This window comes from Roseomonas aerilata DSM 19363 (assembly GCF_000711725.1).
GTDB lineage: Bacteria > Pseudomonadota > Alphaproteobacteria > Acetobacterales > Acetobacteraceae > Roseomonas > Roseomonas aerilata.
In genome coordinates, this window is record NZ_JONP01000016.1 from 54,000 (window position 1) to 79,585 (window position 25,586).

Sequence of the window (25,586 nt, forward strand, 5' to 3'; positions counted from 1 at the left end):
GCGGGCGCGGTTGTCCCGTTGGCGAGAGGGGAGTTACAGGACCCCTTGCCTTATGTCAAGAAATAATTCCTCGAAGTTCCCAGAAAAGATACCCATCTTGCGTCCTGCGCCGAGCCCCATAACCTCACGCTTTCCAGCCCAGCTCCGCGAGACGGCATGACCCCTTTCCGCACTCTCCTGCTGCTTCTCGCGATGGCCCTCCCGGCTTCCGCTCAGCAGCCTGTCCTGAACGTCTATAACTGGACCGACTACATCGATCCCCAGGCGATCGAGGGCTTCCAGCGCGAGACCGGCATCCGCGTCCGCTACGACGTCTTCGACAGCCTAGAGACGCTGGAGGGAAAGCTCTCCGCCGGGCGCTCCGGCTACGATGTCATCGTGCCCACCAGCGAGCCGAGCTTCGCCCGCCTGGCCCGCGCGGGCGCGCTCCGCCCGCTCGACCGCGCCGCGATCCCCAACTGGTCCGGCCAGGACCCCGCATTGCTCGCGCAAGTGGCCAGTAGCGATCCCGGCAACCGCTTCGGCGCCATCTATCTCTGGGGCACCATCGGCATGGGTCTGCGCGCGGACCGCATCCGCGCCCTCGCGCCCGACGCGCCGCTCGACGGCCTCGACCTCATCCTGAAGCCTGAGAACGCGCGGCGAATCGCCGGCTGCGGCATCGCCATCATGGACAGCGGCATCGACATCATCCCGAGCGTGCTGCGCTGGCTGGGAAAGGATCCCAACAGCGCCGACGCCGCCGACGGGCGCGCGGCCGAGGCGGCGCTTCTGGCCATCCGCCCGCATGTCCGCGCCATCATTCCTTCCTCCGCCATCACGGACGCCCTGGCGCAGGGCGAGTACTGCGCGGTGCTCACCTATTCGGGCGACGTCGTGCAGGCCCGGAACCGCGCGGAGGCGGCGGGCCGCGACTCCGGCCTGACCTATGCCCAGCCGAGCCAGGGCGCGCAGATCTGGTTCGACATGCTCGCCATCCCCGCCGACGCGCCGAACCCCGAGGCCGCCCAGCGCTTCATCGACTACATGCTCCGCCCCCAGGTCATCGCGGGCGTCACGAACCAGGTGCGCTACCCCAACGCCGTCCCCGCCTCCCGCCAATACCTGCGGCCGGAAGTCGCGGCCGATCCCAATGTCTATCCCTCCCAGGAAGCGATCGCCCGCGCCTTCACCGTCGCTGCCCCCGGGCCGGCGGCCGAGCGCACCCGTGCCCGTTCCTGGTCCCGCTTCAAGGCCGGCCGTTGACCCCACGCCTCTCGCTCACCGCCGTCACCCGCCGCTTTGAGGGCGTGACGGCGCTCGACGGTGTCTCGCTCGACGTCGCCGCCGGGGAGTTCCTCGCGCTGCTCGGCGGCTCCGGCTCCGGCAAATCTACCCTGCTGCGCGTGATCGCGGGCTTCGAGACGCCCGATTCCGGCACCGTGTCCCTCGATGGCGCGGACCTCGCGGGCGTGCCCCCGCATCGGCGCCCCGTGAACATGATGTTCCAGTCCTACGCCCTGTTCCCGCACATGAGCGTCGCGGCCAACATCGGCTACGGACTCCGCCGCGAGGGTCGCCCGCGCGCCGAGATCGAGGCGCGCGTCGCCCAGGCCGTCGCGACCGTGCGCCTGGAAGGCATGGAGAAGCGCCGCCCCGACGCCCTCTCCGGCGGCCAGCGCCAGCGCGTCGCCCTTGCCCGCGCCCTGGTGAAGCGCCCCCGCCTCCTCCTGCTGGACGAACCGCTCGGCGCGCTCGACGCCAATCTGAGGGAGCGCACGGGCTTCGAGCTGCGCGCGATCCAGCGCGAGAGCGGCGCCGCTTTCGTCATGGTCACCCACGACCAGGCCGAGGCGCTGGCGCTCGCCGACCGCGTGGCCGTCATGGACCGCGGCCGCCTCCTGCAGGTCGCCCCCCCGCGCGAGCTCTACGAGCGCCCGGCCACCCGCTTCGTCGCCACCTTTCTCGGCGCCGCCAACATCCTCTCCGGCGCCCGCACCGCCGACGGCGCGCTGCACTGCCACGAGGCCGCCTGCACCCTCCGCGCCCCCACCCCTATCCCCGAGGGAACCGCCGCCGCCGCGATCCGCCCCGAGCGAATCCGCATCGCGACCACGACCGGCGACAACACCGCCGCCGGCACCGTCGAGGAGGCCGCCTTCCGCGGCGAGAGCAGCCTTCTCCTCGTGCGCCTCGCGGGCGGCGCCCTCATCCGCGTCTCCCACGCCGAGGAGGGCGGCGCCCCACCACCCCGCGGCACCCCGGTCCACCTCGCCTGGGACGCCGACGCCGTGGTCCCGCTCGCCGAATGAAAGCCGTCCTCCGCCTCATCCCCGCCGCCTGGCTCGCCCTGCTGGTCGCAGCACCTCTCGTGCTGGTCGCCATCATGGCCCTCTCCTGGCAGGCCGAGGGCGTGCCCCCCTACAGCCCGCCCTGGGCGGGGGAGGGGATCAACCCTGACAACCTCCGCCTCCTGGCCGAGGACCCCCACTACCGCGACGCCCTCGCCCAATCGCTGGTCGTCGCCGCCCTCACCGCCGGCCTCTGCCTGCTGGTCGCCACCCCGATGGGCATTGCCATTGCCCGCGCCGGGCGGGGGCGCAACGCGCTGCTCGGCGCGGTCCTGCTGCCTTTCTGGACGGGCTTCCTCATCCGCATCGGCGCCTGGATCGGCCTGTTGCGGGACGAGGGCTGGATCAACTCCGTCCTCCGCGCCCTCGGCTGGATCGACCAGCCCCTGCCGCTGCTCTACTCTAACGGCGCGATGCTGCTGGGCATGGTCCACGCCTACCTGCCCTTCGCCGTGCTGCCCGTCTTCGCAGCGGCCACGCGGCTGGACCCCGTGCTGGAACAGGCCGCCGCCGACCTCGGCGCCACCCCCGGCCGCGCCTTCCTCACGATCACCCTGCCGCAGCTCCTTCCGGCGCTCGCCGCCGCCTTCCTCCTCGTCTTCATCCCCGCGGCGGGCGAGTACGTCATCCCCGAACTCCTTGGCCCCGCCGACGCCACCCTCGTCGGCCGCGTCCTCTTCCAGGAGTTCTTCCAGAACCGGGATTGGCCCGTCGCCTCTGCCCTCGCGATCGCGCTCCTGGCCCTGCTGCTCGGCCCCATCATCCTCTTCCAGCGCCTGGGCCGCTCGGCATGACGCCGCGCTGGCTCCGGGTCGCCATGTGGGCCGGCCTCGCCTTCCTCTGGCTGCCGGTGGCGCTGCTCGTCGCCTACGCCTTCTCGGCCGATCCGGTTCCCTTCCGCTGGGGCGGCTTCTCCACGCGCTGGTTCACGGCGCTGGCCGCCAATGACCGCCTGCTGGAGGCCGCCTGGCTCTCCCTCCGCGTTGCCGCCGGCGCCGCCACCCTGGCCGTCCTCCTCGGCAGCGCCACCGGCTGGGTTCTAGCCCGCCACGGCCCCTTTGCTGGCCGCGCGGTCTTCGGTGCCCTTGCCGGCGCCCCCCTGGTTCTGCCGGAAGTGGTGACCGGCCTTTCCCTTCTCCTCCTTTTCGTGGCGCTAGAGGGCGCGACAGGCTGGCCGGAGGGCCGCGGGGCCCTGACCGTCCTGCTCGCCCATGCCACGCTCGGTACCGCCTACGCCGCTGTCGTCATCCAGTCCCGCCTCGCCTCCCGCGACCGGGACCTGGAGGAGGCCGCCCGCGACCTTGGCGCCGGCCCCGCCACGGCCTTCGCCACCGTCACCCTGCCCCTGATGGCGCCCAGCCTCGCCGCCGCCTGGCTCCTCGCCTTCACCCTCTCGCTGGACGACGTGGTGCTCGCCTCCTTCGTCTCCGGCCCCGCCGGCACCACCCTGCCGGTCGCGCTCTTCTCCATGCTCCGCCTCGGCATGACGCCCGAGGTGAACGCCCTGGCCACGCTTCTCCTGGTGGCTGCTGGCGTCACCCTCGCGGCAGTCGGCTGGTTGTTGCGCCCCCGCGAGTAGAAATCGGGACTGGAATGCGCGGATCGGCGGTTTCGCCGCGCCGCCAGGGAGACTAGGGTCCGCGCTATCTGAGAACCGAACCTGAGAACAATGACCCTCACCGCCGAGCGCCTGAACAAGATCTCCCCCTCCCAGACCATCGCCATCTCCACCAAGGCGCGGGAGATGAAGGCGGCGGGGCGGGACATCATCAGCCTCTCGGCCGGCGAGCCCGACTTCGAGACCCCGCGCAACGTGAAGGACGCGGCCATCCGCGCCATCGAGGCCGGCGAGACCCGCTACACCGACGTTTCCGGCACCAAGGCCATGCGCCAGGCCGCCGCCGACAAGTTCCGGCGCGATCACGGGGTGGATTACAAGGTGGAGGAGATCGTCGTCTCCACCGGCGGCAAGCAGGTCATCTTCAACGCGATGGTCGCGACGCTCGACAAGGGCGACGAGGTCATCATTCCCGCCCCCTGCTGGGTCTCTTACCCCGACATCGTCGCGCTGGCGGACGGCACCCCTGTCATCGTCGAGGCCGGCCCGAACCAGGGCTTCAAGATCACCGCCGACCAGCTTGAAGCCGCGATCACCCCGCGCACCAAGTGGTTCATGCTGAACAACCCCTGCAACCCCACGGGCGCCGCCTACACGGCCGAGGAACTGAAGTCCCTCACCGACGTGCTCCTGCGCCACCCGCAGGTCTGGGTCTTCACCGACGATATCTACGAGAAGCTCGTTTACAACGGCTTCAAGTTCGCGACGGTGGTCGAGGTGGAGCCGAAGCTCCGCGACCGCACCGTCACCATGAACGGCCTCTCCAAGGCCTACGCCATGACCGGCTGGCGCCTGGGCTATGCCGGCGCCCCGGCCGCCCTCGTGAAGGCGATGGACAAGCTGCAGAGCCAATCCACCTCCAACACCTCCTCCATCACCCAGGCCGCCGGCGTCGAGGCGCTGAACGGCCCGCAGGAGACGGTGGAGGAGATGCGCCAGGCCTTTGAGCGCCGCCGCGACCTCGTCGTCTCCATGCTGAACGGGGCGCCGGGCATCCACTGCAACACCCCGGAGGGCGCCTTCTACGTCTTCCCCTCCGTCACCGGCTGCCTCGGCAAGACCACTAAGGGCGGGAAGGTGCTGAAGACCGACGAGGATTTCGTCCTCGCCCTGCTGGAGGAAGAAGGCGTTGCCACCGTCCACGGCTCCGCCTTCCTCTTCCCCGGCTACATGCGCATCTCCTACGCCGCCGCCGACGACCAGCTGAAGGAAGCCTGCGAGCGGATCCAGCGCTTCTGCCAAGGCCTGCACTGAGCTTCGCCTTCCGTCCGGCGGCGGAAGGCGACTTCGAAGCCCTGCTCGACCTCTCGATGGGTGTCATGCACGCACATCTGGAGCGGGTAGGGCGCTTCGACCCCGCCCGGCGCCGCGCCCGGATGCGGGCTGCCTTCGACCCCGCCGCCTTCCGCCTGATCGAGAGCGGCGGCCACGTCCGTGGCTGCGTCGCGGTGGTGGACCACGCTGATCACCGCGAGATCCACTCCTTCTACCTTGAACCCGAGGCCCAGGGCCGCGGCCTGGGCCGCGCCGTGCTGGACGCGATCCTGGCCGAGCACCCGGGCCGCGCCACCCGCCTTGAAGTCCTGAAGGGCAGCTCCGCCGCCCGCTTCTACGAGCGCGCCGGCTTCCACCTGACCGGCGAGGCCGAGTTCGACCTTCTCTACGAGCGTCCCGGGCTTGGCGCCACGCCGCCCGGGTCCTAGTTTCCGCCCCCTCAAAGCACCGCCCACACTGGAACGCACCGAATGCCCGCCCTCGCTCAGAGGCTGCAGGAGATCACCCTCTCCGGCTCCTCCCGCATGTCCCTTCGCGCGCGCGAGCTGCGCGAGGCCGGCCACAAGGTCATCAGCCTGACCATCGGCGAGCCCGACTTCGCCACCCCGCCCCACGCCATCGAGGCCGCGCACGAAGCCGCCCTGGCCGGCAAAACCAAGTACCCGCCGAACGACGGCTGGCCTGAGCTGAAGGCCGCCGTTCAGCGCAAGTTCAAGCGCGAGAACGGCCTCGACTACGCCCTAGACGAGATCATGATCGGCAACGGCGGCAAGCAGGTGATCCTGGACGGCATCCTCGCCACCGTCGATGCGGGCGACGAGATCGTCATCCCCACCCCCTTCTGGTCCGCCTATGCCGACATCGGCAAGCTCGCTGGCGGCGTGCCCGTTCTCGTGCCCTGCCCGCAGAACAACGGCTTCAAGCTCCGCCCCGAGGACCTCGACGCCGCCATCACCCCGCGCACCAAGTGGGTGGTACTGAACTTCCCCAACAACCCCTCCGGCGCCGCCCTCACGCGCGACGAGGTGGCCGCGCTCGCCGCCGTGCTGATGCGCCACCCCCATGTCTGGGTGATGTCGGACGAGATGTACGAGCACATCAGCTACGTCGAGACCGGCTTCCACAGCATCGCCGCCGTCGAGCCAGGATTGAAGGACCGCGTGCTCACCGTCAGCGGCGCCTCGAAAACCTACGCCATGACCGGCTGGCGCGTCGGCTTCTGCGGTGGCCCTCGCGCGCTGATCAAGGCCATGACCAACATGCAGAGCCAGACGACGAACGGCATCGCCACCGTCGCCCAGGCCGCCACCATCGCGGCCCTCGACGGCCCGCAGGACGCGGTGGAAGAGCGCCGTGCCCTCTACCGCGCCCGCCGCGACCTCGTGGTGGAGATGCTGAACGAGGCGCCGGGCATCCAGTGCCACCGCCCGGAAGGCGCCTTCTACGTCTATCCCGGCGTCGCCGGCCTGCTCGGCCGCACCACCGCCGGCGGCCGCCGCCTGGAAACGGACGAGGACGTCGCCATGGCCCTGCTGGAGGAGAACCACGTCGCCACCGTCTCCGGCACCGCCTACGCGATGAGCCCCTATATCCGCCTCTCCTACGCGACGGACACCGAAACGCTGCGCGAGGCCTGCGCCCGCATCCAGGCTTTCTGCCAGGGCCTGTCATGACCCCGGCCATCCGCCCCGGCACCGACGCCGATGCGGATGGCTTCATCCGCCTGATCGGCGATGCCTGGGCCGAATACCCCAACTGCGTCCTCGACGTGGACGCCGAGGTCCCCGAGCTCCGGGCGCTTGCCACCCACTTCGAGAAGGTCGGCGGTGCCCTCTGGGCCGCCGAGGCGGACGGCGCCATCGTCGGCATGGTCGCCACCCGCCCGCTTCGCGATGATGACGAGGCCTGGGAAATCGGCCGCATGTACGTGGCGAAATCCGCCCGCGGCACCGGCCTCGCCCATGCCCTGCTCGACCGCGCCGAGGCCCATGCCGTCGCCCACGGCGCCAGGCGCATGATCCTCTGGACCGACACCCGCTTCGAGGCCGCGCACCGCTTCTACGAGAAGCGCGGCTACGTCCGCGCCGGCTCCATCCGCATCCTCGATGACATCTCTAACTCCCTCGAGTTCCGTTACGCCAAGCCCGCGACCGGTGTGGTGGTTGAGGTTCTGGACGCCGCCGCGGCCTCCAGCGCCGAGCGCCGCCTGGCCGAGATCCTCGTCGCCTGCGTCGCCGCCGGCGCCTCCGTCTCCTACCTGCCGCCCCTCTCGCGCGAGGTCGCCCGCGCCTTCTGGCGGGGCGTTTCCGCCGACGTCGCAACCGGCGCCAAGGTGCTTCTCGGCGCCTGGTGCGACGGCCAGCTCGCCGGCACCGTGCAACTCGTCCTCGCGCAGCAGCCTAACGCCCCCCACCGCGCGGAGGTCGCGAAGGTCCTCGTGGACCCCGCCTTCCGCCGCCGCGGCATCGGCCGCGCCCTCATCCGCCGCGCCGAGCAGACCGCCCGCGGCATCGGCCGGAGCCTTCTGGTGCTGGACACCGAGGCCGGCGGCGACGCAGAGCGCCTCTACCGCAGCCTCGGCTGGCAGGAGACCGGCCGCGTGCCCGGCTACGCGCTGGGCCACGACCGCCAGCCGCTCGACACCGTCTTCTTCTGGAAGAGGCCCTGATGATCACGCCGGACTGGTGCCGCATGATGGCGGCCTACAACGCGGAGATGAACCGCCGCCTTTACGCCGCCGCCGCCCGCCTGACGGACGCCGCTCGGCGCGAGACCCGCGGCGCTTTCTTCGGCAGCCTGCACGGCACGCTGAACCACCTTCTCTGGGGTGACATGCAGTGGATGTCGCGCTTCGACGGCGGCGAGAAGCCCCCGGTCGGGGGCGGCCAGGCCAGCACCGGCCTGGAACCCGACTTCGACGCCCTGGCCCGCCGCCGCGCCGCCATGGACGCCCGCATCACTGACTGGACCAGCCGCCTCTCACCAGAATGGCTCGCCGGTGACCTCACCTGGACCAGCGGCGCCGCAGGCCGGGAGATCACGCGCCCCCGTGCCCTGCTGGTCACCCACTTCTTCAACCACCAGACCCATCACCGCGGCCAGGCCCACGCACTGCTGACCGCCGCCGGCGAGGATACCGGCGACACCGACCTCTTCCTCGTGCTGGACGCCGCCTAGCTCCGCTCGAGCAGCTCCACCCGCACGTTCTCCGGCCCCTCGATGAAAGCAATGCGTGTGCCCGGCCGAACATCGTTCGGCTCCATCACCACGCGAACGCCCTTCGACCGCATCTCCTCGATAACGGCATCGATGCCCTTCACCGTCACCGCGAGGTGCTCGATCCCAAGAAAGGGCGCCGGAGGGTTGCCCGGCGTCGTCGCGGGAACGCGGTCGATGAAGATGTCCACACCGCCGAGATCAAGGGTCACCCGCAGGCTCGTCGGTCCCTCGTTCCGCCCCTTCTTCTCCGCCGTCAGGTGCTCGACGAACCAGGCCGCCGTCGCGTCCGGGTCGGGGCTGCGGAGATGAACGTGATCGAAGGCGAAGCGGGCCATGACGGTTTCCTCAGCGAAGGCTGTTGAGTCCGCCACTACCACCGACATAGGGCCCGCGCGACCCCTCCCGCCCCTCGCAAGCAGCGAGGCCGAGCAGCGCCAGCAGGACGAGAGCCGCCCGCATCAGACCGGCTGCCCGCCATGGTTAGGCAGGTCGTTCAGGTGGCACCGGCTGCGATGCCCGGGCGCCACCTCCTGCAAGGCCGGGATCTCCACCCGGCAGCGGTCGAAGGCGTGCGGGCAGCGCGGATGGAAATGGCACCCTGCCGGCGGGTTGAGCGGGGAGGGGATCTCACCCTTCACCGTCGCGAAGGCCTTCTTCCGCGCCTCGATCTTCGGCACCGCCGCCAGCAGAGACTGCGTGTAGGGATGGTTGGCGCGGGCAAACACCGTCTCCGTCGGCGCCTCCTCCACCACGCGGCCGAGATACATGATCACCACCCGGTCACTCAGGTGCTCCACCACGCCGAGGTCGTGGGAGATGAACAGGTAGGTAAGGTTCAGCTCCCCCCGCAGCTTCATGAACAGGTTCAGCACCTGCGCCTGGATCGAGACGTCGAGTGCCGCCACCGACTCGTCGCAGACAAGGAACTCCGGCTGGACCGCCAGCGCCCGCGCGATGCCGATGCGCTGCCGCTGCCCGCCCGAGAACTGGTGCGGGTAGCGCGCCTTGAACGCCGGATCGAGGCCCGCGCGCCGCATCTGCTCGTCTACATAGGCGGAGAAGCCAGCCCGCGTCGTCAGCCCATGGAAGAGCGGCGCCTCGCCGATGATCTCCGCCACCTTCAGCCGCGGGTTCAGCGAGGACATCGGGTCCTGGAAGATCATCTGCGCCTGCAGCATAGCCGCCCGCGCTTCCTTCCCGTGCAGCCCCGTGCGGTCCCGGCCCTTCCATAGGATCGTCCCGTCCGAGGGCGGCATGATGCCCGCCACCATCCGTCCGAGCGTGGACTTCCCGCAGCCGGATTCCCCAACGAGCCCGACCACCTCCCCCTTGCGGATCGTCAGGTCCACCTTGTCCACCGCGTGCACGACCTCGTCGCGCAACGGCGCGCCGAGCTTGGCCGCGATCTTCCCGGCGAAATCCAGCCGCTTGGCGAAGCGGCGGGATACCCCCACCACCTCGATCAGCTTCTCCGCATCCGCCCCGCGCGCGAAAGCCTTCGGGGCCTCAACCGTCGCGCTCATGCGGCCACTCCCGCGTTCTCGAGATGCGGCCGGAAGCACCGCGCCTCATGCGCGGGCAGGATCTCGGCCATGGGCGGGGATTGCACGCAGACCTCGGCCGCCCGCGGGCAGCGCGTGCGGAAGGGGCAGCCTGCCGGCAGGTTGAGCAGGGAAGGGGTCATCCCCGGAATCTGCAGCAGCGGCTGCCCCCGCTTGTTGCGGCTGGGCACCGAACCCAACAGCCCGTGCGTATAGGGATGGAGCGGGTGGTCCAGCACGTCGTCCACCGCGCCGTACTCCGCGATCTCGCCCGCGTACATCACGGCGATATCGTCTGCGAGGCCCGCCACAACCGAGAGGTCGTGCGTGATCCAGATGATGGAGGTGCCGGTCGTCGCCGCCAGCTTCTGCACCTCGGCCAGGATCTGCCCCTGAATCGTCACGTCCAGCGCGGTCGTCGGCTCGTCCGCCACGATCAGCTCTGGCTCGTGCAGCAGGGCGATCGCGATCGCGACCCGCTGGCGCATGCCGCCCGAGAACTGGTGCGGATAGGACTTCAGCCGCTCGTCGGGGGAGGGGATGCCCACCATCCCCAGCGTGTCCCGCGCCCGCTGCCGCGCGTCCTCGCGGCTGATCTTCCGATGCGCCTGCATCGTCTCGATCATCTGCGTGTCGATGCGCAGGACCGGGTTCAGCGTCATCATCGGGTCCTGGAAGATCATGGCAACCCGGTTTCCCCGGAGCTGCCGCATCTCCTCCTCCGAGGCCTTCGCCAAGTCCCGCCCGCCGAACAGGATCTCGCCGCCGACGATCCGCCCGGGCTCGTCCACCAGCCGCATGATGGAGAAGCCGGTCACGGTCTTGCCCGAGCCGGATTCACCCACCAGCCCGAGCACCTTCCCGCGCCCGACATTGAAGGACACGTCGTTGACCGCCGGCACCACCCCGGCGCGCGTGAAGAAATGCGTCCGCAGGTTCCGCACCTGCAGGGTGGGCGGGGCGGCGGAGGCGGGAATATTGGGCTGCACGTTACTTCTTCAGCCGGGGGTTGAGGACATCGCGCAGATGGTCGCCAACAAGGTTGATCGAGACGATCGTCACCAGCAGCGCGATGCCGGGATAGAAGGAGATCCAGTACTTGCCGGAGAGCATGTACTCGTAGCCATTGGCGATCAGCAGCCCGAGCGAGGGCTCGGTGATCGGCACGCCGAGGCCGAGGAAGGACAGCGTCGCCTCCAGCGCGATGGCGCGGGCGATCTGGATCGTCCCCACCACGATCAGCGGCGGCATGCAGTTGGGCAGCAGGTGCCGGAAGATGATGCGCCGCGTCGGCAGGGCCAGGCACTGCGCCGCCTCGATATACTCCCGCCGCCGCTCCACCAACGCCGTGCCGCGGACGGTTCGGGCGTAATAGGCCCATTCCACCACAATCAGCGCGAAGACCACGTTCATGATCCCCTTGCCCAGGAAAGCCAGGATCATCAGCGCCGAAAGGATGGTCGGGAAGGAGAGCTGGAGGTCCACCAACCGCATGATGATCGTGTCGGTCCGCCCGCCGGCATAGGCCGCGAGCATCCCGAGGGAGGCCCCGATCAGCGCCGCCGCGATGGCCGAGCCCGCGCCCACGATAAGGCTGATCCGAAGCCCGTACATGATACCGGACAACATGTCCCGCCCCTGGTCGTCGGTGCCGAGCCAGTAGGTCATGGTGTCGGCGGCGTTGCGCGACCCCGGCTCCAGCCGCCCGTCCATGATGTCGAGCTGCGCGAGGTCGTAGGGATTCTGCGGCGAGATCAGCGGCGCGAAGACCGCCACCAGCACGATCACGGTGAAGACGACCAGCGCCCCCGTCGCGATCTTGCTCTCGAAGAACTCCGAGACGAAACGCCGGAACGGCGTCTCGACCCGTGGCGCCTTGACGGCGGGCGCGCCCCCCGCGGTGGTCGCGCTCATCACTTGCTCTCCAGCCGCACGCGCGGATCAAGGACCGAGTAGAGCAGGTCCACCACGAGGTTGATGACGATGAACATCAGCACGATGCTCATCAGGTAGGCGACGATCACGGGGCGGTCGAGCACGTTGATGCTGTCGATGATCAGCTTGCCCATGCCCGGCCAAGCAAACACGCTCTCCGTCACGACGGAGAAGGCGATGGTCGAGCCCAGCTCCAGCCCTACCACGGTCACCACGGGGATGAGGATGTTCTTGAACACGTGCACCCCGATCACCCGCTGCGGCGAGAGCCCCTTGGCGCGCGCGAACTTCACGTAATCCATCAGCATCGTCTCCCGCACACCTGCGCGGGTCAGGCGGATCACGAGGCTGATCTTGAACAGGGCGAGGTTCAGCGCCGGCATCACCATATGGGCCAGCCCGTCCCGCGTCAGGAACGACCAGCGCATTCCCAGGAACTCCGCCGTTTCCCCCCGCCCGGTGGAGGGCAGCCAGCCGAGCTGCACCGCGAACACCATGATCAGCATCAGCCCCACCCAGAAGGTGGGCAGCGAGAAGCCGAGGATGGACCCCGCCATGATCGCCTTGGCGCCGGCCCCATTCGGCCGCAGCCCCGCATAGAGCCCGAGCGGCAGGCCGACGAGGATCGCGAGGAAGGTCGCGCCGAAGGCCAGCTCCAGCGTCGCCGGCGCCCGCTGCCCGATGAGCTTCAGCGCCGGCTCGTTGAACACGAAGGACCGCCCGAGGTCGCCCCGCACCGCATTCGACAGGAAGGCGAGGTACTGCTCCCACAGCGGCTTATCGAGGCCCAGCGCCGCGATGGCGCGCGCGCGCTCCGCCTGATCGGCGTCCGGGGAGATAAGAATCTCCACGGGATCGCCGATGGCGTAGACGCCGACGAAGACGATGACGGACATGGCCAGCATGACCAGCGCGGCCTGGATCAGCCGGCGCAACAGGTAAACGCTCATGCGTGATCCCTTTCCGTCAACGCCCCTGTCCTAGTCAAGTCCGGCTTCAGGGAGCCGCCGGCCGCACGTCCTGCGCGCGCGACAATTCGTCGCTCCGCGCCTCGTGCCGGACGCCGCGCCGCATGGCCCAGGTGTTGGTCTGGATGTGGATCGGGATCACCGCCACGTCCTCCGCCGCGATCCGTTCCGCATCCAGCACCAGCTTCTGCCGCTTCTCCTCGTCGAGTTCAGTCAGCGAGGCCTCGAGCAGCCGATCCACCTCCGGGTTGGAATAGCGCCCACGGTTGGAGGCGCCCCAGCCCTTCTCGGCGTTCACGGTGGCGAGGATGTTGCGCAGCGGGTGCGACCCGTCCGGATTGGACCCCCAGCCGATGAGATGCGCGGAGAACTCCTGCCGCGCCGCCCGGCCGACGAAAACGGCCCAGGTCTGCCCCTCCACCGCCGTCCGCACGCCGATGCGGGTCCAGGTCTGGCCGATCGCCTGGATGATCCGTCCGTCGTTGATGTAACGGTCGTTCGGCCCGTTCAGCTGGATGCGGAACCCGTTCGGATATCCTGCCTCCGCCAGCAGCCGCTTCGCCCCCTCGGGATCGTAGCGGGTGGGCTGCACATCCGGCACATGGCCGGTCACGCCCGGCGGCAGGAACTGCCCAGCGGGCGTCGCCGCCCCCTCCATCAGCCGGTCCACGATCGCCTGCCGGTCCACGGCCATGGAGAGCGCGCGCCGCACTCGCACATCCCGCAGCGGATTCCGCCCCAGCGGCTTGCCGTCATTGTCGGTGATGAACGGCGAGTTCTCGTTTGCCCCCCGCAGGTGATCCAGCCCGAGGAAGACCAGCCGCAACCCCACGGTCTCGCTCAGCGCGATGCGCTGGTCATTCCGCAGCTTCGCCAGGTCCGTCGTCGGCACCTGGTCGATGAAGTCCACGTCGCCCGCCAGCAGGGCCGCCGTGCGGGAGGCATCGTTCGTGATCATGCGGTAATTCACGCGCTCATAGGCTGGCTTCGGGCCCCAATAGGCGTCGTTCCGCACGAACTCGATCCGGTCACCGTTGCGGTAGCTCACCGCGCGGTAGGGCCCGGTTCCGACCGCGGCGCGAAGGGCGTTGAAGTCCTCCGTCGTCGCGTTCTCCGCCGTCTCCTTGTCCAGGATCCGCACGTTCGTCATGTCCAGCGGCAGCAGCGGGTAGGGCTGCGCCGTGTGGAAGCGAATGGTGAGCGAATCCACGATCTCCACCCGCGTGATCGGCTTCGCGTAGACGGCGTAGGAAGCCGGGCTGTTCGGCACGTTCGGCAGCCGGGCGAGGGTGAAGGCAACGTCCTCGGCCGTGAAGGCATTGCCATTCTGGAAGCGCACGTTCGGCCGTAGCTTGAACTCCCAGGTCGTCGGCCCGACGACGTGCCACTCCGTCGCCAGGCCCGGGATGTTCCGGGCCTGCGCGTCCGTGTTCACCAGCTTGTCGAAGATCATGTCCGCCACAGCATTGTTGGGCGAGAGCTGGTGATAGTGCGGGTCCAGCGACGTGACCGGTGCGCCCACCGCCATGGTGAGCGTCTGCGCCCATCCCGCCGCCGGGCCGCCAATGATGGCCGCGAGCGCCACCGTCGCGCCGAGCAGAAGCTTCTTCATCCGCCTTCCTCCGTTCTTGCTTCTCGTCACGGCTGCGCCGGCCGCACGTCCTGCGCGCGGGTCAACTCGTCCGCCCGGGCATCGTGCCGCAGCCCGCGGCGCATCGCCCAGATGTTCTTCTGCGTGTGGATCGGAATGATGCCGACATCGTCCATCGCGATCTGCGTGGCTTCGCGCAGCAGCGCCTCCCGCCGCTCGTTGTCGAGCGTGCGCAGCGCCGTCTCCATGGCCGCGTCCATCGCCGCGTTGCTGTAGCGCCCGCGGTTCGACCCCCCGAAGCCCCGCTGCGGGTTATAGGTCGCGAGCAGCGAGCGCAGCGGGTTCGACGCCTCGCCCGAGGATGTCCCCCAGCCCGCCAGCATCGCCGAGAGCTCCTGCCGCCCCGCGCGAGCGACGAAGGTGGCCCAGGGCTGCGCCTCCACGCTCGTCCTCACCCCCGCGCGCGTCCACATCTGTCCGATCGCCTGGATGATCCGCGCGTCGTTCATGTAGCGATCGTTCGGCCCGTGCAGCGTCAGCCGGAAGCCATTCGGGTAACCCGCCTCCGCCAGCAGGCGCCGCGCCCCATCGGGATCGCCGCGCTGCGCCACCAGCCCAGGGATGAAGCCAAAGCCCCCCGCCGGCAGCAGCTGCACCGTGGGCGTGGAGGCACCCTCCATCACGCGCTCGGAGATGGCCGCACGGTCGATCGCGATGGAGAGCGCGCGCCGCACCCGCACGTCCTTCAGCGGGTTGCGCGGCAGCAGCCGCCCGTCCTCCCCCGTTGCGAAAGGCGTTGGGCCCTCGCGGGAATGATCGAGCGCGAGGTAGATCAGCCGCAGCCCATCCGTCTCACTCAGCTGCACCCGCGCGTCGTTGCGTAGCTTCGCGATGTCGCTCGTCGGCACCTGGTCGATGAAGTCCACGTCGCCCGACAGCAGCGCCGCCGTCCGCGCCGCGTCGTTCGTGATCATCCGATAGCTCACCCGCGACCAGTGCGGCCGGTCGCCAAAGTAGGAGTCGTTGCGCGCGTACTCGATCCGGTCGCCGTTGCGGTGGCTGATGAGGCGGAAGGGGCCGGTGCCGATCGCGAGCTTCCCGGAATTGAAATCCTCGGTCAGCGGGTTGGCGTGGGTCTCGCTGTCCAGCATCTCCACCTGCGCCAGATCGACTGGCAGCAGCGGATAGGCGCCGTTCGTGTGCAGCCGCACCGTCAACGGGTCCACCACCTCCACCCGCTGGATCGCCCGGGTATAGATCCCGTAGGAGGAGGGGCTGTTCGGCACGGTCGGCACGCGGGCAATGGTGAAGGCCACGTCCTCCGCGGTGAAGGCGTTGCCGTTGTGGAAGGTCACGCCGGGGCGAAGCTTGAACTCCCAGACATCCTCGGCCACCGGCTGCCAGCTTTCCGCGAGCCGCGGCACCACCTGCGCCCGCGCGTCGAAGCCCGTCAGGCCGTCGAACAACATCTCCGCGACCGCAAAGTTAGGCGACAGCGCGTGGTAATGCGGATCAAGCGAGGTCACGGGCGCGCCGACCGCGAGGGTCAGCGTTTGCGCGACGACCGGCGCGGAGATCGAAAGGCACGACAAAAGGGCGGCGCGCGCCACCAAGGCTACTCGCTGCATGCAGTCCCCCGGGTTTCCCGTTGGCGCCTTCCCCGCGCCGGTTCTAGCAGTCCGTCCAGCGTGCCGCTAGTTTGCGCTACCACGAGATTACAAAAGGGAGAGCTATAGAGTGACACAGCCCACCAGCCGGCGCCTGTTCGTGACGGCTCCCGCCGCCCTGGCCGCCATCACCGCCGGCCTCGCCCCCTCTCTGGCCCATGCCCAGGCTGGCGCCGGAGGGGCCAACGGCGCCGCAACGCGCCCACTGACCATCGGCATCGGCGGCGCCGTCACCTCGCTCGACCCGCATTTCTACAACGCCTCGCCGAACAACAGCCTCTCGATGCACATCTTTGACCGGCTGGTGGAGCGCGATGCCCAGACGCGCCTCATCCCCGGCCTCGCCCTCTCCTGGACGCCAGTGTCGGAGAAGATCTGGGAGTTCAAGCTCCGCCCTGGCGTGAAGTGGCACGACGGCCGCGACTTCACCGCCGACGACGTCGCCTTCACCGTCGAGCGCACGCCGAACGTCCCGAACTCCCCCGGTGGCTTCGGTGGCTTCGTCCGCTCCATCCAGCGCACCGAGATCGTGGACCCGCTGACGGTCCGCTTCCACACGGCCAGCCCCGCGCCCCTGCTGCCGACAGAACTGGGCTCGGTGGCCGTCGTCTCCCGCCATGCCGGCGGGAACGCGAGCACGGAGGACTACAACTCCGGCAAGGCTGCCATCGGCACCGGCCCCTACAAGATCGCGTCCTACTCGCCGGGCGACCGCACCGAGCTCGTCCGCAACGACGACTGGTTCGGCCCGAAGCAGCCCTGGAGCCGCGTCTCCTACCGCTTCATCGGCAATGACAGCGCCCGCACCGCCGCCCTCCTGGCTGGCGACGTGGACCTGATCGACCAGGTACCCACGAGCGACCTCGCCCGCCTCCGCCGCGAGAGCCGTGTTGCCCTCGCCGAGGTCCAGGGCGTGCGCGTCATCTACCTGACCCTCGACCGCTCGCGCGACGGCAAGCCGGCTTTCATCACGGACAATGCCGGCCAGCCCCTGGCCAAGAACCCGCTGAACGACCTCCGCGTGCGCCAGGCGCTCTCGGCGGCCATCAATCGCGAGGCCCTCTGCCGCCAGGTGATGGAGGGCACCGCCGCGCCCACCGGCCAGTGGCTGCCCCCCGGCTCCTACTCCTACAACCCCGAGGTAAAGCCGGACCCCTTCAACCCCGACCGCGCCAAGGCCCTGCTCGCCGAGGCCGGCTTCCCCCAGGGCTTTAAGCTCACCCTGCACGGCCCGAACGACCGCTATCCCAACGACGCCCGCACCATCCAGGCAATCGCCCAGATGTGGCAGCGCATCGGCGTGGGCACCCAGGTGGAGGCGATGCCCTGGGCCACCTTCTCCGTCCGCAACAGCCGGCAGGAATTCGACGTCCGCCTCGGAGGCTGGGGCAGCGTGACCGGCGAGGCCTCCTACACGCTCGTGAACCTCATCGGAACCTACGACCAGGCAAAGCGCTTTGGCTCGACGAATTACGGCCGCTATACCAACCCTCAGCTGGACGCCCTGACTGAGCGCGCCACCTCCACCCTCGACGACAAGGAGCGGGAGCGCCTGCTGCAGCAGGGCGTGAAGATGTCGATGGACGACCTCGCCTTCATCCCGCTCTTCCAGCTCGTCAACATCTGGGCGCTCAAGCGCGGCCTCGCCTACGAGGCCCGGGCCGATGAGCGCACGCTGGCAATGAGCGTGACCCCCGGAGCCTGATCCGCGGCACAATCCGGGAGGCCGTGAGGCCTCCCGGAACCCCGGGGAAGGGGAGGGGGCTACTCCTCGTCGGCCTCGGCCACCGGCAGGATCATCGTCTCCTTCGCCGAGGAGAGCGCGACGACGACATCCGTCCGCTCCACCCCCGTCTGGCCCCGCACCTCGTCCGCCACGAAGCGCTCCAGCGCCTGGAGGTCGGGCAGCCGCAGCTTCAGCAGGTAATCCCAGGGCCCGCTGATCGCGTGGCACTCCAAAACCGCCGGCGCCCGGCGCATCGCCTTCCGGAAGGCCCCGTCGTCCCGTCCAGGCCGCAGCCCCACGGTCACGAAGGCCAGGAGTGCGCAGCCCACGGCCGCCGGGTCCAGCGCGGCGTGCCAGCCGCGAATCGTCTCCCTCTCCTCAAGGCGCTTCACCCGCTCCGCGGTGGCGGAAACCGAGAGCCCGGCGACCTTGGAGAGTTCCGCCAGTCCCGCCGCGCCGTCCTGCTGCACGGCGATGAGGATGTTCCTGTCGATCTCGTCCATGCGGTGCAGCCTAAAGCCTGAACCGCACTTGGCAAATTACCGGCACGAATTCCGCCGGACGACCGCCCCGGCCAGTCCCCCTCCATTCAAGGTCGGCCGCATCGCAGAAGAATCGGACTGGCCGCAAGGCGCAGGCCACCTCAGACCACCGGCACCGTCCCGGTGGAGCGGCGCTTGCGGAAGAAGCGCCGGAACAGGAACACCGCAAGCACGACCAGCGCGCCGCCGGCAATGAAGTGGAATAGCCGCTCCGGCCCGATGAGCGCGCCAAGATACCAACCGGCGGCGACGAAGCTGCTTGCCCAGACGCCGGCCGCGATGAAGTTCAGCACGGCGAAGCGAAGCTGCCCCATGCCAGCCAGCCCACAAGCGGCGGCAGCCACGTTGCGGATGCCGTAGAGGAAGCGGAAGCTGAGAACGAAGAGCGTGCCGTACTGCAGCAGCATCGAGGTGGCACTGGCCATCTTCGCCTCGGCTTTCGGATACCGCTTCACCAGCCCTGGCCCATAGCGACGGCCAAGAATGAACCAGGTCTGGTCCCCGAGGAAGGATCCGATCCAGACGGAGCCGAGCAGCAGGAAGGGATCGACCGCCCCCGTCATCGCGCCGATGGCCGCGGCGGCGAGCACGAAGGTCTCGCCCTCGAAGAACGCCCAGAGCCCTGCCAGCAGATATGCTGCGGCGCCATATTCAGCCCAGAACTCTGCCACGCAAGCCCCCGGTCTTTCGGCACATTATTACCGACACGTCATGCTTAAGAAAGCAGATTCCGTGGCGCGTTGCACCATTCGAGAAAGTCCGTTGCGTAGAACCAAAAACGAGATGGGGCGCCGTGAAGCGCCCCATCCATCCACCCTATATTCAGATGTAGTGCTCGGCTAGGGGGAGGAACCCGTTGAACTTCTGGCTCGCATAGGTCGTCACATAGGCCCCGGCCGAGAGGATCTCGATCCGATCGCCATCCTTCAGCGACACGGGAAGCCGGTAGTTCGACTTCTCGTACAGGGTGTCGGTGCTGTCGCAGGTCGGCCCCGCGATCGTCACCGGGCCCTCCTCGCCCCCGTCATGCGGCGTGCGGAAGGCGTACTTGATCGCCTCGCCCTCCGTCTCCGCCAGCCCGCCGAAGCGACCGATGTCGAGGTAGACCCAACGCACCGGATCGTCCTTCGACTTGCGGGACACCAGCACCACCTCGGCCGAGACCACCGCCGCGTCCGCCGCGATGAAGCGCCCGGGCTCCACCACGATGTCCGGCAGGGCATTGCCGAAGTGCTCCGCCATCGCACCCATGATCGCGGCGCCGAAGTCGTCGATCTCCGGCACCTCGGAGCGGTAGCGGACGGGATAGCCGCCGCCGAGGTTCACCATGCGAACCTTCACCCCGGCCTCGCGGAGGTCGGTGAAGAGCATGGCCACCTTGGCGATCGCCGCCGCATAGGCGGCCGTGTGGGTCTGCTGGCTGCCGACATGAAAGGAGAGGCCAAAGGGATCGAGCCCGAGCTCCCCCGCGCGGATCATCAGCTCCCGCGCCATCTCGACCTCGCAGCCGAACTTGCGCGACAGCGGCCACTCGGCGCCGTCATTGCCGACGAGGATGCGGCAATAGACGCGCGAGCCCGGCGCGGAGCGCGCCAGCTTCTCCAGCTCGCCCTCGGAGTCGAAGGCGAACATCCGCACGCCGCGGGCATAGGCGGCCCGGATCGCGCTCTCCTTCTTCACCGTGTTCCCATAGGAAACCGCTTCAGGCGCCGCGCCGGCCTCGAGCGCCGCCGAGACCTCCTCGTAGGAGGCCGCGTCGAAGCAGGAGCCGAGGCCCGCCAGCCGCTCCAGGATCGGAGCGGCCGGGTTTGCCTTCACCGCATAGTAGATGCGGGCAAGCGGCAGCGCCGCCTGAAGCCGGCGATAATTCGTCTCAACCCGATCCACGTCGAGCACAAGGCACGGCGTGGCCGGCTGAACATCGGCCAGGAACTGCGCGATTTTCGGAGTCATCGCACCACCCTCCCCATAGCGAGGCGGCAGGCGTTCGCCATCGGCGATACGGCCATGCTCAGGTTGACGAACGGTCGAACGAACCAGCGACCAAGTGAGAACCCTGGCGCCACCTTCCACCCTCTTTGTCGTGAGGGCCGAGATGGGTCGGCAGGGGGTTGCCAGAACGCTTGACGTCGTTGCGTAACCTTGCGGGCCAGAGGCACGTGCGTGCGGCGTCTGGGGGGCAGATAGCCCCGCGTTCCCAGGGGTGCAAGAGACTTCGGAGCCCCGACACCGATTTTTTCCGAAGGGGTGGCCGAAGGGCCGGAAAGCTCCCGGAGAAGCGCTGGATGGCCCGGGTCTTCTGAGGGCCAAACAGCGCGGCGACAGGCCGCTTTACGGCGTGCCGGCCCCGTAGGCCCGAAGGAAAACCGCGACCGCCTGATCCACCACGGCATTCACCGCCGCATCGTCCGGCGTCGGTCCCCCGAGCATCGTGCGAAGATAGAGCTCCCCCCTCAGCAGGCCCATCAGGTGGTCGGCCGCAACGCCCGGATCGGCGTCCGCCCGCAGCCGCCCCAGGCGCTGCTCCTCGGCAAGCCGGCGCATAAGCCAGGCCCGCCCGACCGCCGGACCCGCCGCGTAGAAGGCCGCGGCCAGATCCGGGAAACGGGCGCATTCGGCGATGACGATCCGATGGATCGCGATGCTCTTCGGCTCCAGCAGAAAACGCATCCAGAGCCGCCCGGTCTCCCGCAGCGCCCGGTCGGTGGAGGCCGCCGCCGAAACCAGCGTCTCCGCCTCCGCCGCGATCGCCGCGCAGCGCTCGCCCACGATCGCCCCGAACAGGGCCTCCTTGCCGGCGAAATGCGCGTAGAGCGTCGCCTTCGAGACCCCCGCCTCCTTCGCCACAGAATCCATCGAGACCGTCGCGTAGCCGGCAGCCATGAACAACTGGGCCGCCGCCTTCAGGATCGCGGTGCGCTTGGGGGAAACGTCGGAAGAGGAGGTGGCAGCAGCTGACAAGGGATCCTCCGGCTTGTGGCCTGCCCGTATGTGATACTGGACGGTTTAGTTTTCCATGGACAAATGTCCCAAGACACCCCATCTATGCAACTGAACTGAACGGTTCAGTCGAAGATGAACGCCCGGACAACGACCCTCCCCGACCCTGAAACGCGCACCACCGCCCCCGAGGCCAAGGCCGCCGCGGAGGCCGGGCCCGCCCCGCCCGCCCCTGCTGCGACAGCCCCCGCTGCGCCCCGGCCGCGCCGCTCGCGCCGCCTCCTGCCCCTTTTCGCCCTGCTGGTCATGGCCGGTGGCGCGCTCGGCGGTGTCTGGTTCTGGCAGGTTGGCCGCTTCCTGCAATCCACCGACAACGCCTATGTCGGCGGCGACATCGCCGTGCTCTCCTCCCGGATCGAGGGCGACGTCACCCGCATCCTGGTCGGCGACAACCAGCCCGTTGAGGCCGGTCAGCCCCTGATCGAGCTCGACCGCCGCGACTGGCAGGCCAAGCGCGACCAAGCCGCCGCCGCCCTGGCGGAGGCCGAGGCGAATACCCTCACCCTCGCCGCCCAGCGCGCCCAGGCCGTCGCCCAGGTCGCCGCCGCCGAGTCGCAGGTCGCCCAGGCCGAGGCCGACCGCGTCTTCGCCGTCACCGATGCGGGTCGCGCCGGCAGCCTCGCCTCCAGCGGCTTCGGCACGCGCGAGGCCGTGGACCGCACCACCGCCACCCGCCGCAAGGCCGAGGCGACCGTCGCCGTCGCCCTGGCCGGCCTCGAATCCGCCCGCGGCGCCATTCCGGTGCTCGACGCCCAGGCCAAATCGGCCCTCGCGCGCCGCGACTCCGCCCGCGCCATGCTCGTCCTGGCCGAGGCGAACCTCGACTACACGGTCATCCGCGCCCCGTTCGCGGGCGTGGCGGGCAACCGCGCCGCCCAGCTTGGCCAGCACGTCCGCGCCGGGCAGAACCTGATCGCCGTCGCGCCCCCCGCCGGCCAGCTCTACGTCACCGCCAACTTCAAGGAGACGCAGCTACGCCGCATCCGCGAAGGCCAGCCGGTCGAGCTCTTGGTCGATGCCGGCGGCAAGCTGCACGGCACCGTGCAAAGCCTCGCCCCCGCCACCGGCGCCCAGTTCTCCCTCCTGCCGCCGGAGAACGCGACCGGCAACTTCACCAAGATCGTCCAGCGCGTGCCCGTCCGCATCGCCGTCGATGCCGGCCAGCCCGTCGATCACCTCCGTCCCGGCCTCTCGGTCGAGGCCGAGGTGGACACCCGGGACGACCCGCATGCGCCCCGCGGCCTATTCGCCGCCGCCGCCGCAATGATCCACGGCCGCTAAGGGAAGGCCAGGAACGGTATGTCCGCCACCACGGCCAACCCGGGCGCCGCACCACCCGCCGCCCGCCCGGCGGCCGGGGCGGCGGTGTCGAAGCGGCACTTCATCGGCTTCATGGTGATGGTGCTCGGCATGTTCATGGCGATCCTGGACATCCAGATCGTCTCGGCCAGCATCAGCGACATCCAGGCCGGCCTCGCCGCCTCCCCGGACGAGGCCTCCTGGGTGCAGACCTCCTACCTGATCGCGGAGATTGTCATGATCCCGCTCTCGGGCTTCCTCTCGCGCCTGCTCTCCACCCGCGTGCTCTTCACCATCTCCGCCGCGGGCTTCACCCTCTTCTCCCTTGCCTGCGCGACGGCCACCTCCCTGCCGGTGATGATCGTCGCCCGCGCCATGCAGGGCTTCCTCGGCGGCGCGATGATTCCCACGGTCTTCGCCACGGCCTTCCTGCTCTTCCAGGGCCCCCGCCGCGCCTCCGTCAGCGTCCTCATCGGCCTCACCGCAACCCTCGCCCCCACCATAGGCCCGACCCTCGGCGGCCTGCTGACCGAGACCTTCTCCTGGCACTGGCTGTTCCTCATCAACGTTCCCGTCGGCGTCCTCATCGCGGTCGTGGTCTGGAACACGATGGACATCGACCGGGGCGACCCCCGGCTGCTCGGCCGTTTCGACTGGATCGGCCTCGCCGCCATGGCCGTCTTCCTCGGCAGCATGGAATACGTGATGGAGGAGGGGCCCCGCTGGGACTGGCTGGATGACCCCACCATCGCCGCCTTCGCCGCCGCCGGCGCGGTCGCCGGCGTCGTCTTCTTCTGGCGAGCCTTCACCCGGCGCGACCCGATCGTGGAGCTGCGCGCCTACGGCAACGCGAATTTCGCCTTCGGCAGCGCCTTTGCCTTCATCATCGGCATCGGCCTTTACGGCGCGGTCTACCTCATCCCGCTCTTTCTCGGGCGCATCCGCGGCTATAACTCGCTCCAGATCGGCGAGACGATGTTCATCACGGGCCTCGCCATGTTCCTGGCCGCCCCCATCGTCGGCCGGCTCTCGCGCGTGCTGGATCTGCGCCTGCTGCTTGCCTTCGGCATGGCCACCACGGCCGTCGCCATGTGGATGACCTCCGAGCTGACGGCGCAGTCCGCCTTCGGCGAGCTATGGCTTCCCCTCTCGCTCCGTGGCATTGGCACGATGTTCGCCATGGTGCCGGTCAACCAGCTCGCCCTCGGCACGCTGCCGCCGGCGATGATCAAGAACGCCTCCGGCCTCTACAACCTCATGCGCAACCTCGGCGGCGCGGTGGGGCTCGCCCTCATCAACACCCTCGTCATCGACCGGTCGGCCGCCCACCGCCTTCACCTCTCGGAAGCCACCAACTGGGCCCGCCCCGGCGCCACCCAGTCCATCGACGCCATCTCCGGCGCCCTCGCCAACCGTCTCGGCGACGCCGCCGACCACGCGGCGCTCGCCCGCGTTTCCGGCATGATCACCCAGCAGGCGCTGATCCTCGCCTATAACGACGTGCTGGTGGCGATCGCCCTCCTCTTCGCGCTGGCGGTCCCCCTCGTCCTCTTCGTGAAGGCGCCCAGGCTCGGGGGAGGGGGCGGCGGCGCTCACTGAGGGCCCGCCTCAGCCCTTTCACCTCGGGCGGCGTTCTACCCGCGCAAACCCCTCGCGGAGACGAATGCCCATGCAGGTCCTCAGGCTTTCACGCTTCCTCGGCTGGTTCAGCATCGGCCTTGGCCTGTTTCAGATCCTCGGCGGCCGGAGCCTCGCCCGCACCATCGGCATGCGCCGCCACACCGGGCTGATCCGCGCCTTCGGCGTGCGGGAACTGGCGAACGGCGCGGCCATCCTCGCAAATCCGGCCTCCGCCCCGTTTCTGGTCGCCCGTGTGGCCGGCGATGCGCTGGACCTCGCCGTCCTCACCAGCACCCCGGTCTACGGCCCGCGGGAGCGTGCCAACGCCAAATGGGCCATCGCCGCAGTGGCAGGCATCACGCTGCTGGACATCCTCTGCGCCGCCCGCCTGAGCACCGAGGATGACGACGAACTCCCCGGCCTTCCCATCTACTGGGACTGAGCGGCCGGGCAGGGGAGGGCCTAGCGGATCAGCCCCGCCATCGGGCTCGACGCATCCGCCGCGTAGTTCCGCGGCATCCGGCCGGCAAGGAAGGCGTGCCGCCCAGCCTCCACCCCGGCCCGCATGGCCCGCGCCATCCGCACCGGATCCTTCGCGTGCGCGATGGCGGAGTTCAGCAGCACGGCATCGCAGCCCAGTTCCATGGCCTGCGCCGCCTCGCTCGCCGTGCCGATCCCGGCATCGACCAGCACCGGCACCCGCGCGTTCTCGATGATGGAGCGCAGCATGAAGGGGTTGGACAGGCCGAGCCCGGAGCCGATCGGCGCCCCCAACGGCATGACGGCCACGCAGCCCATCTCCTCCAGCCGCTTGGCGGCCAGCGGGTCGTCCGCGCAGTAGACCATCACCTGGAACCCGTCCTTGATGAGGGCCTCGGCCGCCTCGAAGGTCGCGGGCATGTCCGGATAGAGGAACGGCGGCGGGCCCAGAACCTCCAGCTTCACCAGGTTCCACCCGCCGGCCTCGCGCGCGAGGCGCAGCGTCCGCACCGCCTCCTTAGCCGTGTGGCAGCCGGCCGTGTTGGGCAGGTAGGTGTAGCGGTCCGGCGGCACGAAATCCTGCAGCATGGGGGCGCCGGGGTCGGAGAGGTTCACCCGCCGCACCGCGACCGTCACCATCTCCGCGCCCGAGGCCTCGATCGCCGCCGCCGTCTCCTCGAGCGACTTGTAGCGCCCCGTCCCGACCACGAGGCGGGAGCGGAAGCGGCGCCCGGCCACCTCCCAGGCGTCCTCCGCGGCAGTCATCCCGTCCATG

At 69.6% G+C, this 25,586-nt stretch carries 25 protein-coding genes; 13 read left to right on the forward strand and 12 right to left on the reverse strand.

Annotated features, from left to right (window positions below; all coding sequences use genetic code 11):
* Positions 1 to 156: 156 nt before the first annotated feature.
* From BO39_RS18210 to BO39_RS18250, 9 genes are all read left to right on the forward strand, one after another.
* Positions 157 to 1,245 carry an extracellular solute-binding protein gene (locus BO39_RS18210; protein WP_043836067.1) on the forward strand — a complete coding sequence of 363 codons (1,089 nt, stop codon included), beginning with the start codon at positions 157 to 159 and terminating at the stop codon, positions 1,243 to 1,245.
* The gene (locus tag BO39_RS18215) at positions 1,242 to 2,291 is read left to right on the forward strand and encodes an ABC transporter ATP-binding protein (RefSeq protein WP_043836069.1); all 1,050 of its coding nucleotides are present in this window, start codon (positions 1,242 to 1,244) and stop codon (positions 2,289 to 2,291) included. The genes BO39_RS18210 and BO39_RS18215 overlap by 4 nt, the downstream gene beginning before the upstream one ends.
* Positions 2,288 to 3,124, forward strand: a complete 837-nt coding sequence (locus tag BO39_RS18220; protein WP_043836071.1) for an ABC transporter permease — start codon at positions 2,288 to 2,290, stop codon at positions 3,122 to 3,124. The genes BO39_RS18215 and BO39_RS18220 overlap by 4 nt, the downstream gene beginning before the upstream one ends.
* Positions 3,121 to 3,909, forward strand: a complete 789-nt coding sequence (locus tag BO39_RS18225; protein ID WP_043836072.1) for an ABC transporter permease — start codon at positions 3,121 to 3,123, stop codon at positions 3,907 to 3,909. The genes BO39_RS18220 and BO39_RS18225 overlap by 4 nt, the downstream gene beginning before the upstream one ends.
* Positions 3,910 to 3,999: 90 nt before the next feature.
* Positions 4,000 to 5,202, forward strand: coding sequence for a pyridoxal phosphate-dependent aminotransferase (locus BO39_RS18230; RefSeq protein WP_043836073.1), 1,203 nt, complete (start codon positions 4,000 to 4,002; stop codon positions 5,200 to 5,202).
* Between the two features lie 65 nt (positions 5,203 to 5,267).
* On the forward strand, positions 5,268 to 5,651 hold the full coding sequence (locus BO39_RS18235) for a GNAT family N-acetyltransferase (RefSeq protein WP_169742779.1): 384 nt from the start codon (positions 5,268 to 5,270) through the stop codon (positions 5,649 to 5,651).
* Between the two features lie 42 nt (positions 5,652 to 5,693).
* A complete protein-coding gene (locus BO39_RS18240) occupies positions 5,694 to 6,896 on the forward strand; it encodes a pyridoxal phosphate-dependent aminotransferase (protein WP_043836076.1) in 1,203 nt (400 codons plus the stop codon).
* Complete coding sequence (locus tag BO39_RS31195) at positions 6,893 to 7,891, forward strand: GNAT family N-acetyltransferase (RefSeq protein WP_043836078.1); 999 nt, start codon at positions 6,893 to 6,895, stop codon at positions 7,889 to 7,891. Before BO39_RS18240 ends, BO39_RS31195 begins: the two co-directional genes overlap by 4 nt.
* Positions 7,891 to 8,400 (forward strand): DinB family protein, encoded by a 510-nt coding sequence (locus tag BO39_RS18250; protein WP_043836080.1) that lies wholly within the window; start codon positions 7,891 to 7,893, stop codon positions 8,398 to 8,400. The genes BO39_RS31195 and BO39_RS18250 overlap by 1 nt, the downstream gene beginning before the upstream one ends.
* Here the strand turns inward: BO39_RS18250 and BO39_RS18255 are convergent.
* From BO39_RS18255 to BO39_RS18285, 7 genes are all read right to left on the reverse strand, one after another.
* On the reverse strand, positions 8,397 to 8,777 hold the full coding sequence (locus tag BO39_RS18255; protein ID WP_043836082.1) for a VOC family protein: 381 nt from the start codon (positions 8,775 to 8,777) through the stop codon (positions 8,397 to 8,399). The two genes, BO39_RS18250 and BO39_RS18255, sit on opposite strands and share 4 nt — an antisense overlap.
* 123 nt (positions 8,778 to 8,900) lie before the next feature.
* Positions 8,901 to 9,965, reverse strand: coding sequence for an ABC transporter ATP-binding protein (locus BO39_RS18260; protein WP_043836084.1), 1,065 nt, complete (start codon positions 9,963 to 9,965; stop codon positions 8,901 to 8,903).
* Positions 9,962 to 10,972: an ABC transporter ATP-binding protein gene (locus tag BO39_RS18265; protein WP_211257482.1), complete on the reverse strand. Its 1,011-nt coding sequence runs from the start codon at positions 10,970 to 10,972 to the stop codon at positions 9,962 to 9,964. Before BO39_RS18265 ends, BO39_RS18260 begins: the two co-directional genes overlap by 4 nt.
* Position 10,973: 1 nt before the next feature.
* Positions 10,974 to 11,897 (reverse strand): ABC transporter permease, encoded by a 924-nt coding sequence (locus BO39_RS18270; RefSeq protein ID WP_043836085.1) that lies wholly within the window; start codon positions 11,895 to 11,897, stop codon positions 10,974 to 10,976.
* Positions 11,897 to 12,868: an ABC transporter permease gene (locus tag BO39_RS18275; protein ID WP_043836086.1), complete on the reverse strand. Its 972-nt coding sequence runs from the start codon at positions 12,866 to 12,868 to the stop codon at positions 11,897 to 11,899. Before BO39_RS18275 ends, BO39_RS18270 begins: the two co-directional genes overlap by 1 nt.
* A gap of 46 nt (positions 12,869 to 12,914) precedes the next feature.
* The gene (locus BO39_RS18280; protein ID WP_043836087.1) at positions 12,915 to 14,498 is read right to left on the reverse strand and encodes an ABC transporter substrate-binding protein; all 1,584 of its coding nucleotides are present in this window, start codon (positions 14,496 to 14,498) and stop codon (positions 12,915 to 12,917) included.
* A gap of 26 nt (positions 14,499 to 14,524) precedes the next feature.
* Complete coding sequence (locus BO39_RS18285; protein WP_043836089.1) at positions 14,525 to 16,105, reverse strand: ABC transporter substrate-binding protein; 1,581 nt, start codon at positions 16,103 to 16,105, stop codon at positions 14,525 to 14,527.
* Positions 16,106 to 16,214: 109 nt separating this feature from the next.
* Between BO39_RS18285 and BO39_RS18290 the strand changes: the two genes are divergently transcribed.
* Positions 16,215 to 17,849 (forward strand): ABC transporter substrate-binding protein, encoded by a 1,635-nt coding sequence (locus BO39_RS18290; RefSeq protein ID WP_245615252.1) that lies wholly within the window; start codon positions 16,215 to 16,217, stop codon positions 17,847 to 17,849.
* A 59-nt stretch (positions 17,850 to 17,908) separates the two neighbouring features.
* On the opposite strand, the gene BO39_RS18295 is transcribed toward BO39_RS18290, so the two are convergent.
* From BO39_RS18295 to BO39_RS18310, 4 genes are all read right to left on the reverse strand, one after another.
* Positions 17,909 to 18,373 (reverse strand): Lrp/AsnC family transcriptional regulator, encoded by a 465-nt coding sequence (locus BO39_RS18295; protein WP_043836091.1) that lies wholly within the window; start codon positions 18,371 to 18,373, stop codon positions 17,909 to 17,911.
* 140 nt (positions 18,374 to 18,513) lie between these two features.
* Positions 18,514 to 19,083 (reverse strand): DedA family protein, encoded by a 570-nt coding sequence (locus tag BO39_RS18300; RefSeq protein ID WP_043836093.1) that lies wholly within the window; start codon positions 19,081 to 19,083, stop codon positions 18,514 to 18,516.
* Between the two features lie 151 nt (positions 19,084 to 19,234).
* Positions 19,235 to 20,365, reverse strand: coding sequence for a type III PLP-dependent enzyme (locus BO39_RS18305; RefSeq protein WP_043836094.1), 1,131 nt, complete (start codon positions 20,363 to 20,365; stop codon positions 19,235 to 19,237).
* Positions 20,366 to 20,743: 378 nt separating this feature from the next.
* Entirely contained in the window at positions 20,744 to 21,373 is a 630-nt protein-coding gene (locus BO39_RS18310) for a TetR/AcrR family transcriptional regulator (RefSeq protein ID WP_043836096.1), read from the reverse strand.
* A 114-nt stretch (positions 21,374 to 21,487) separates the two neighbouring features.
* Here BO39_RS18310 and BO39_RS18315 point away from each other — a divergent pair, with 114 nt between their 5' ends.
* The 3 genes from BO39_RS18315 to BO39_RS18325 all read left to right on the forward strand — a co-directional run bounded on the left by BO39_RS18315 (position 21,488) and on the right by BO39_RS18325 (position 24,773).
* Complete coding sequence (locus BO39_RS18315) at positions 21,488 to 22,693, forward strand: HlyD family secretion protein (protein ID WP_052402273.1); 1,206 nt, start codon at positions 21,488 to 21,490, stop codon at positions 22,691 to 22,693.
* 18 nt (positions 22,694 to 22,711) lie between these two features.
* Positions 22,712 to 24,310, forward strand: coding sequence for a DHA2 family efflux MFS transporter permease subunit (locus tag BO39_RS18320; RefSeq protein WP_043836098.1), 1,599 nt, complete (start codon positions 22,712 to 22,714; stop codon positions 24,308 to 24,310).
* 70 nt (positions 24,311 to 24,380) lie between these two features.
* Positions 24,381 to 24,773, forward strand: coding sequence for a hypothetical protein (locus tag BO39_RS18325; RefSeq protein WP_156963740.1), 393 nt, complete (start codon positions 24,381 to 24,383; stop codon positions 24,771 to 24,773).
* Positions 24,774 to 24,793: 20 nt separating this feature from the next.
* Here BO39_RS18325 and BO39_RS18330 read toward each other — a convergent pair whose 3' ends face one another.
* Complete coding sequence (locus BO39_RS18330) at positions 24,794 to 25,585, reverse strand: thiazole synthase (protein ID WP_043836100.1); 792 nt, start codon at positions 25,583 to 25,585, stop codon at positions 24,794 to 24,796.
* Between the last annotated feature and the right edge of the window lies 1 nt (position 25,586).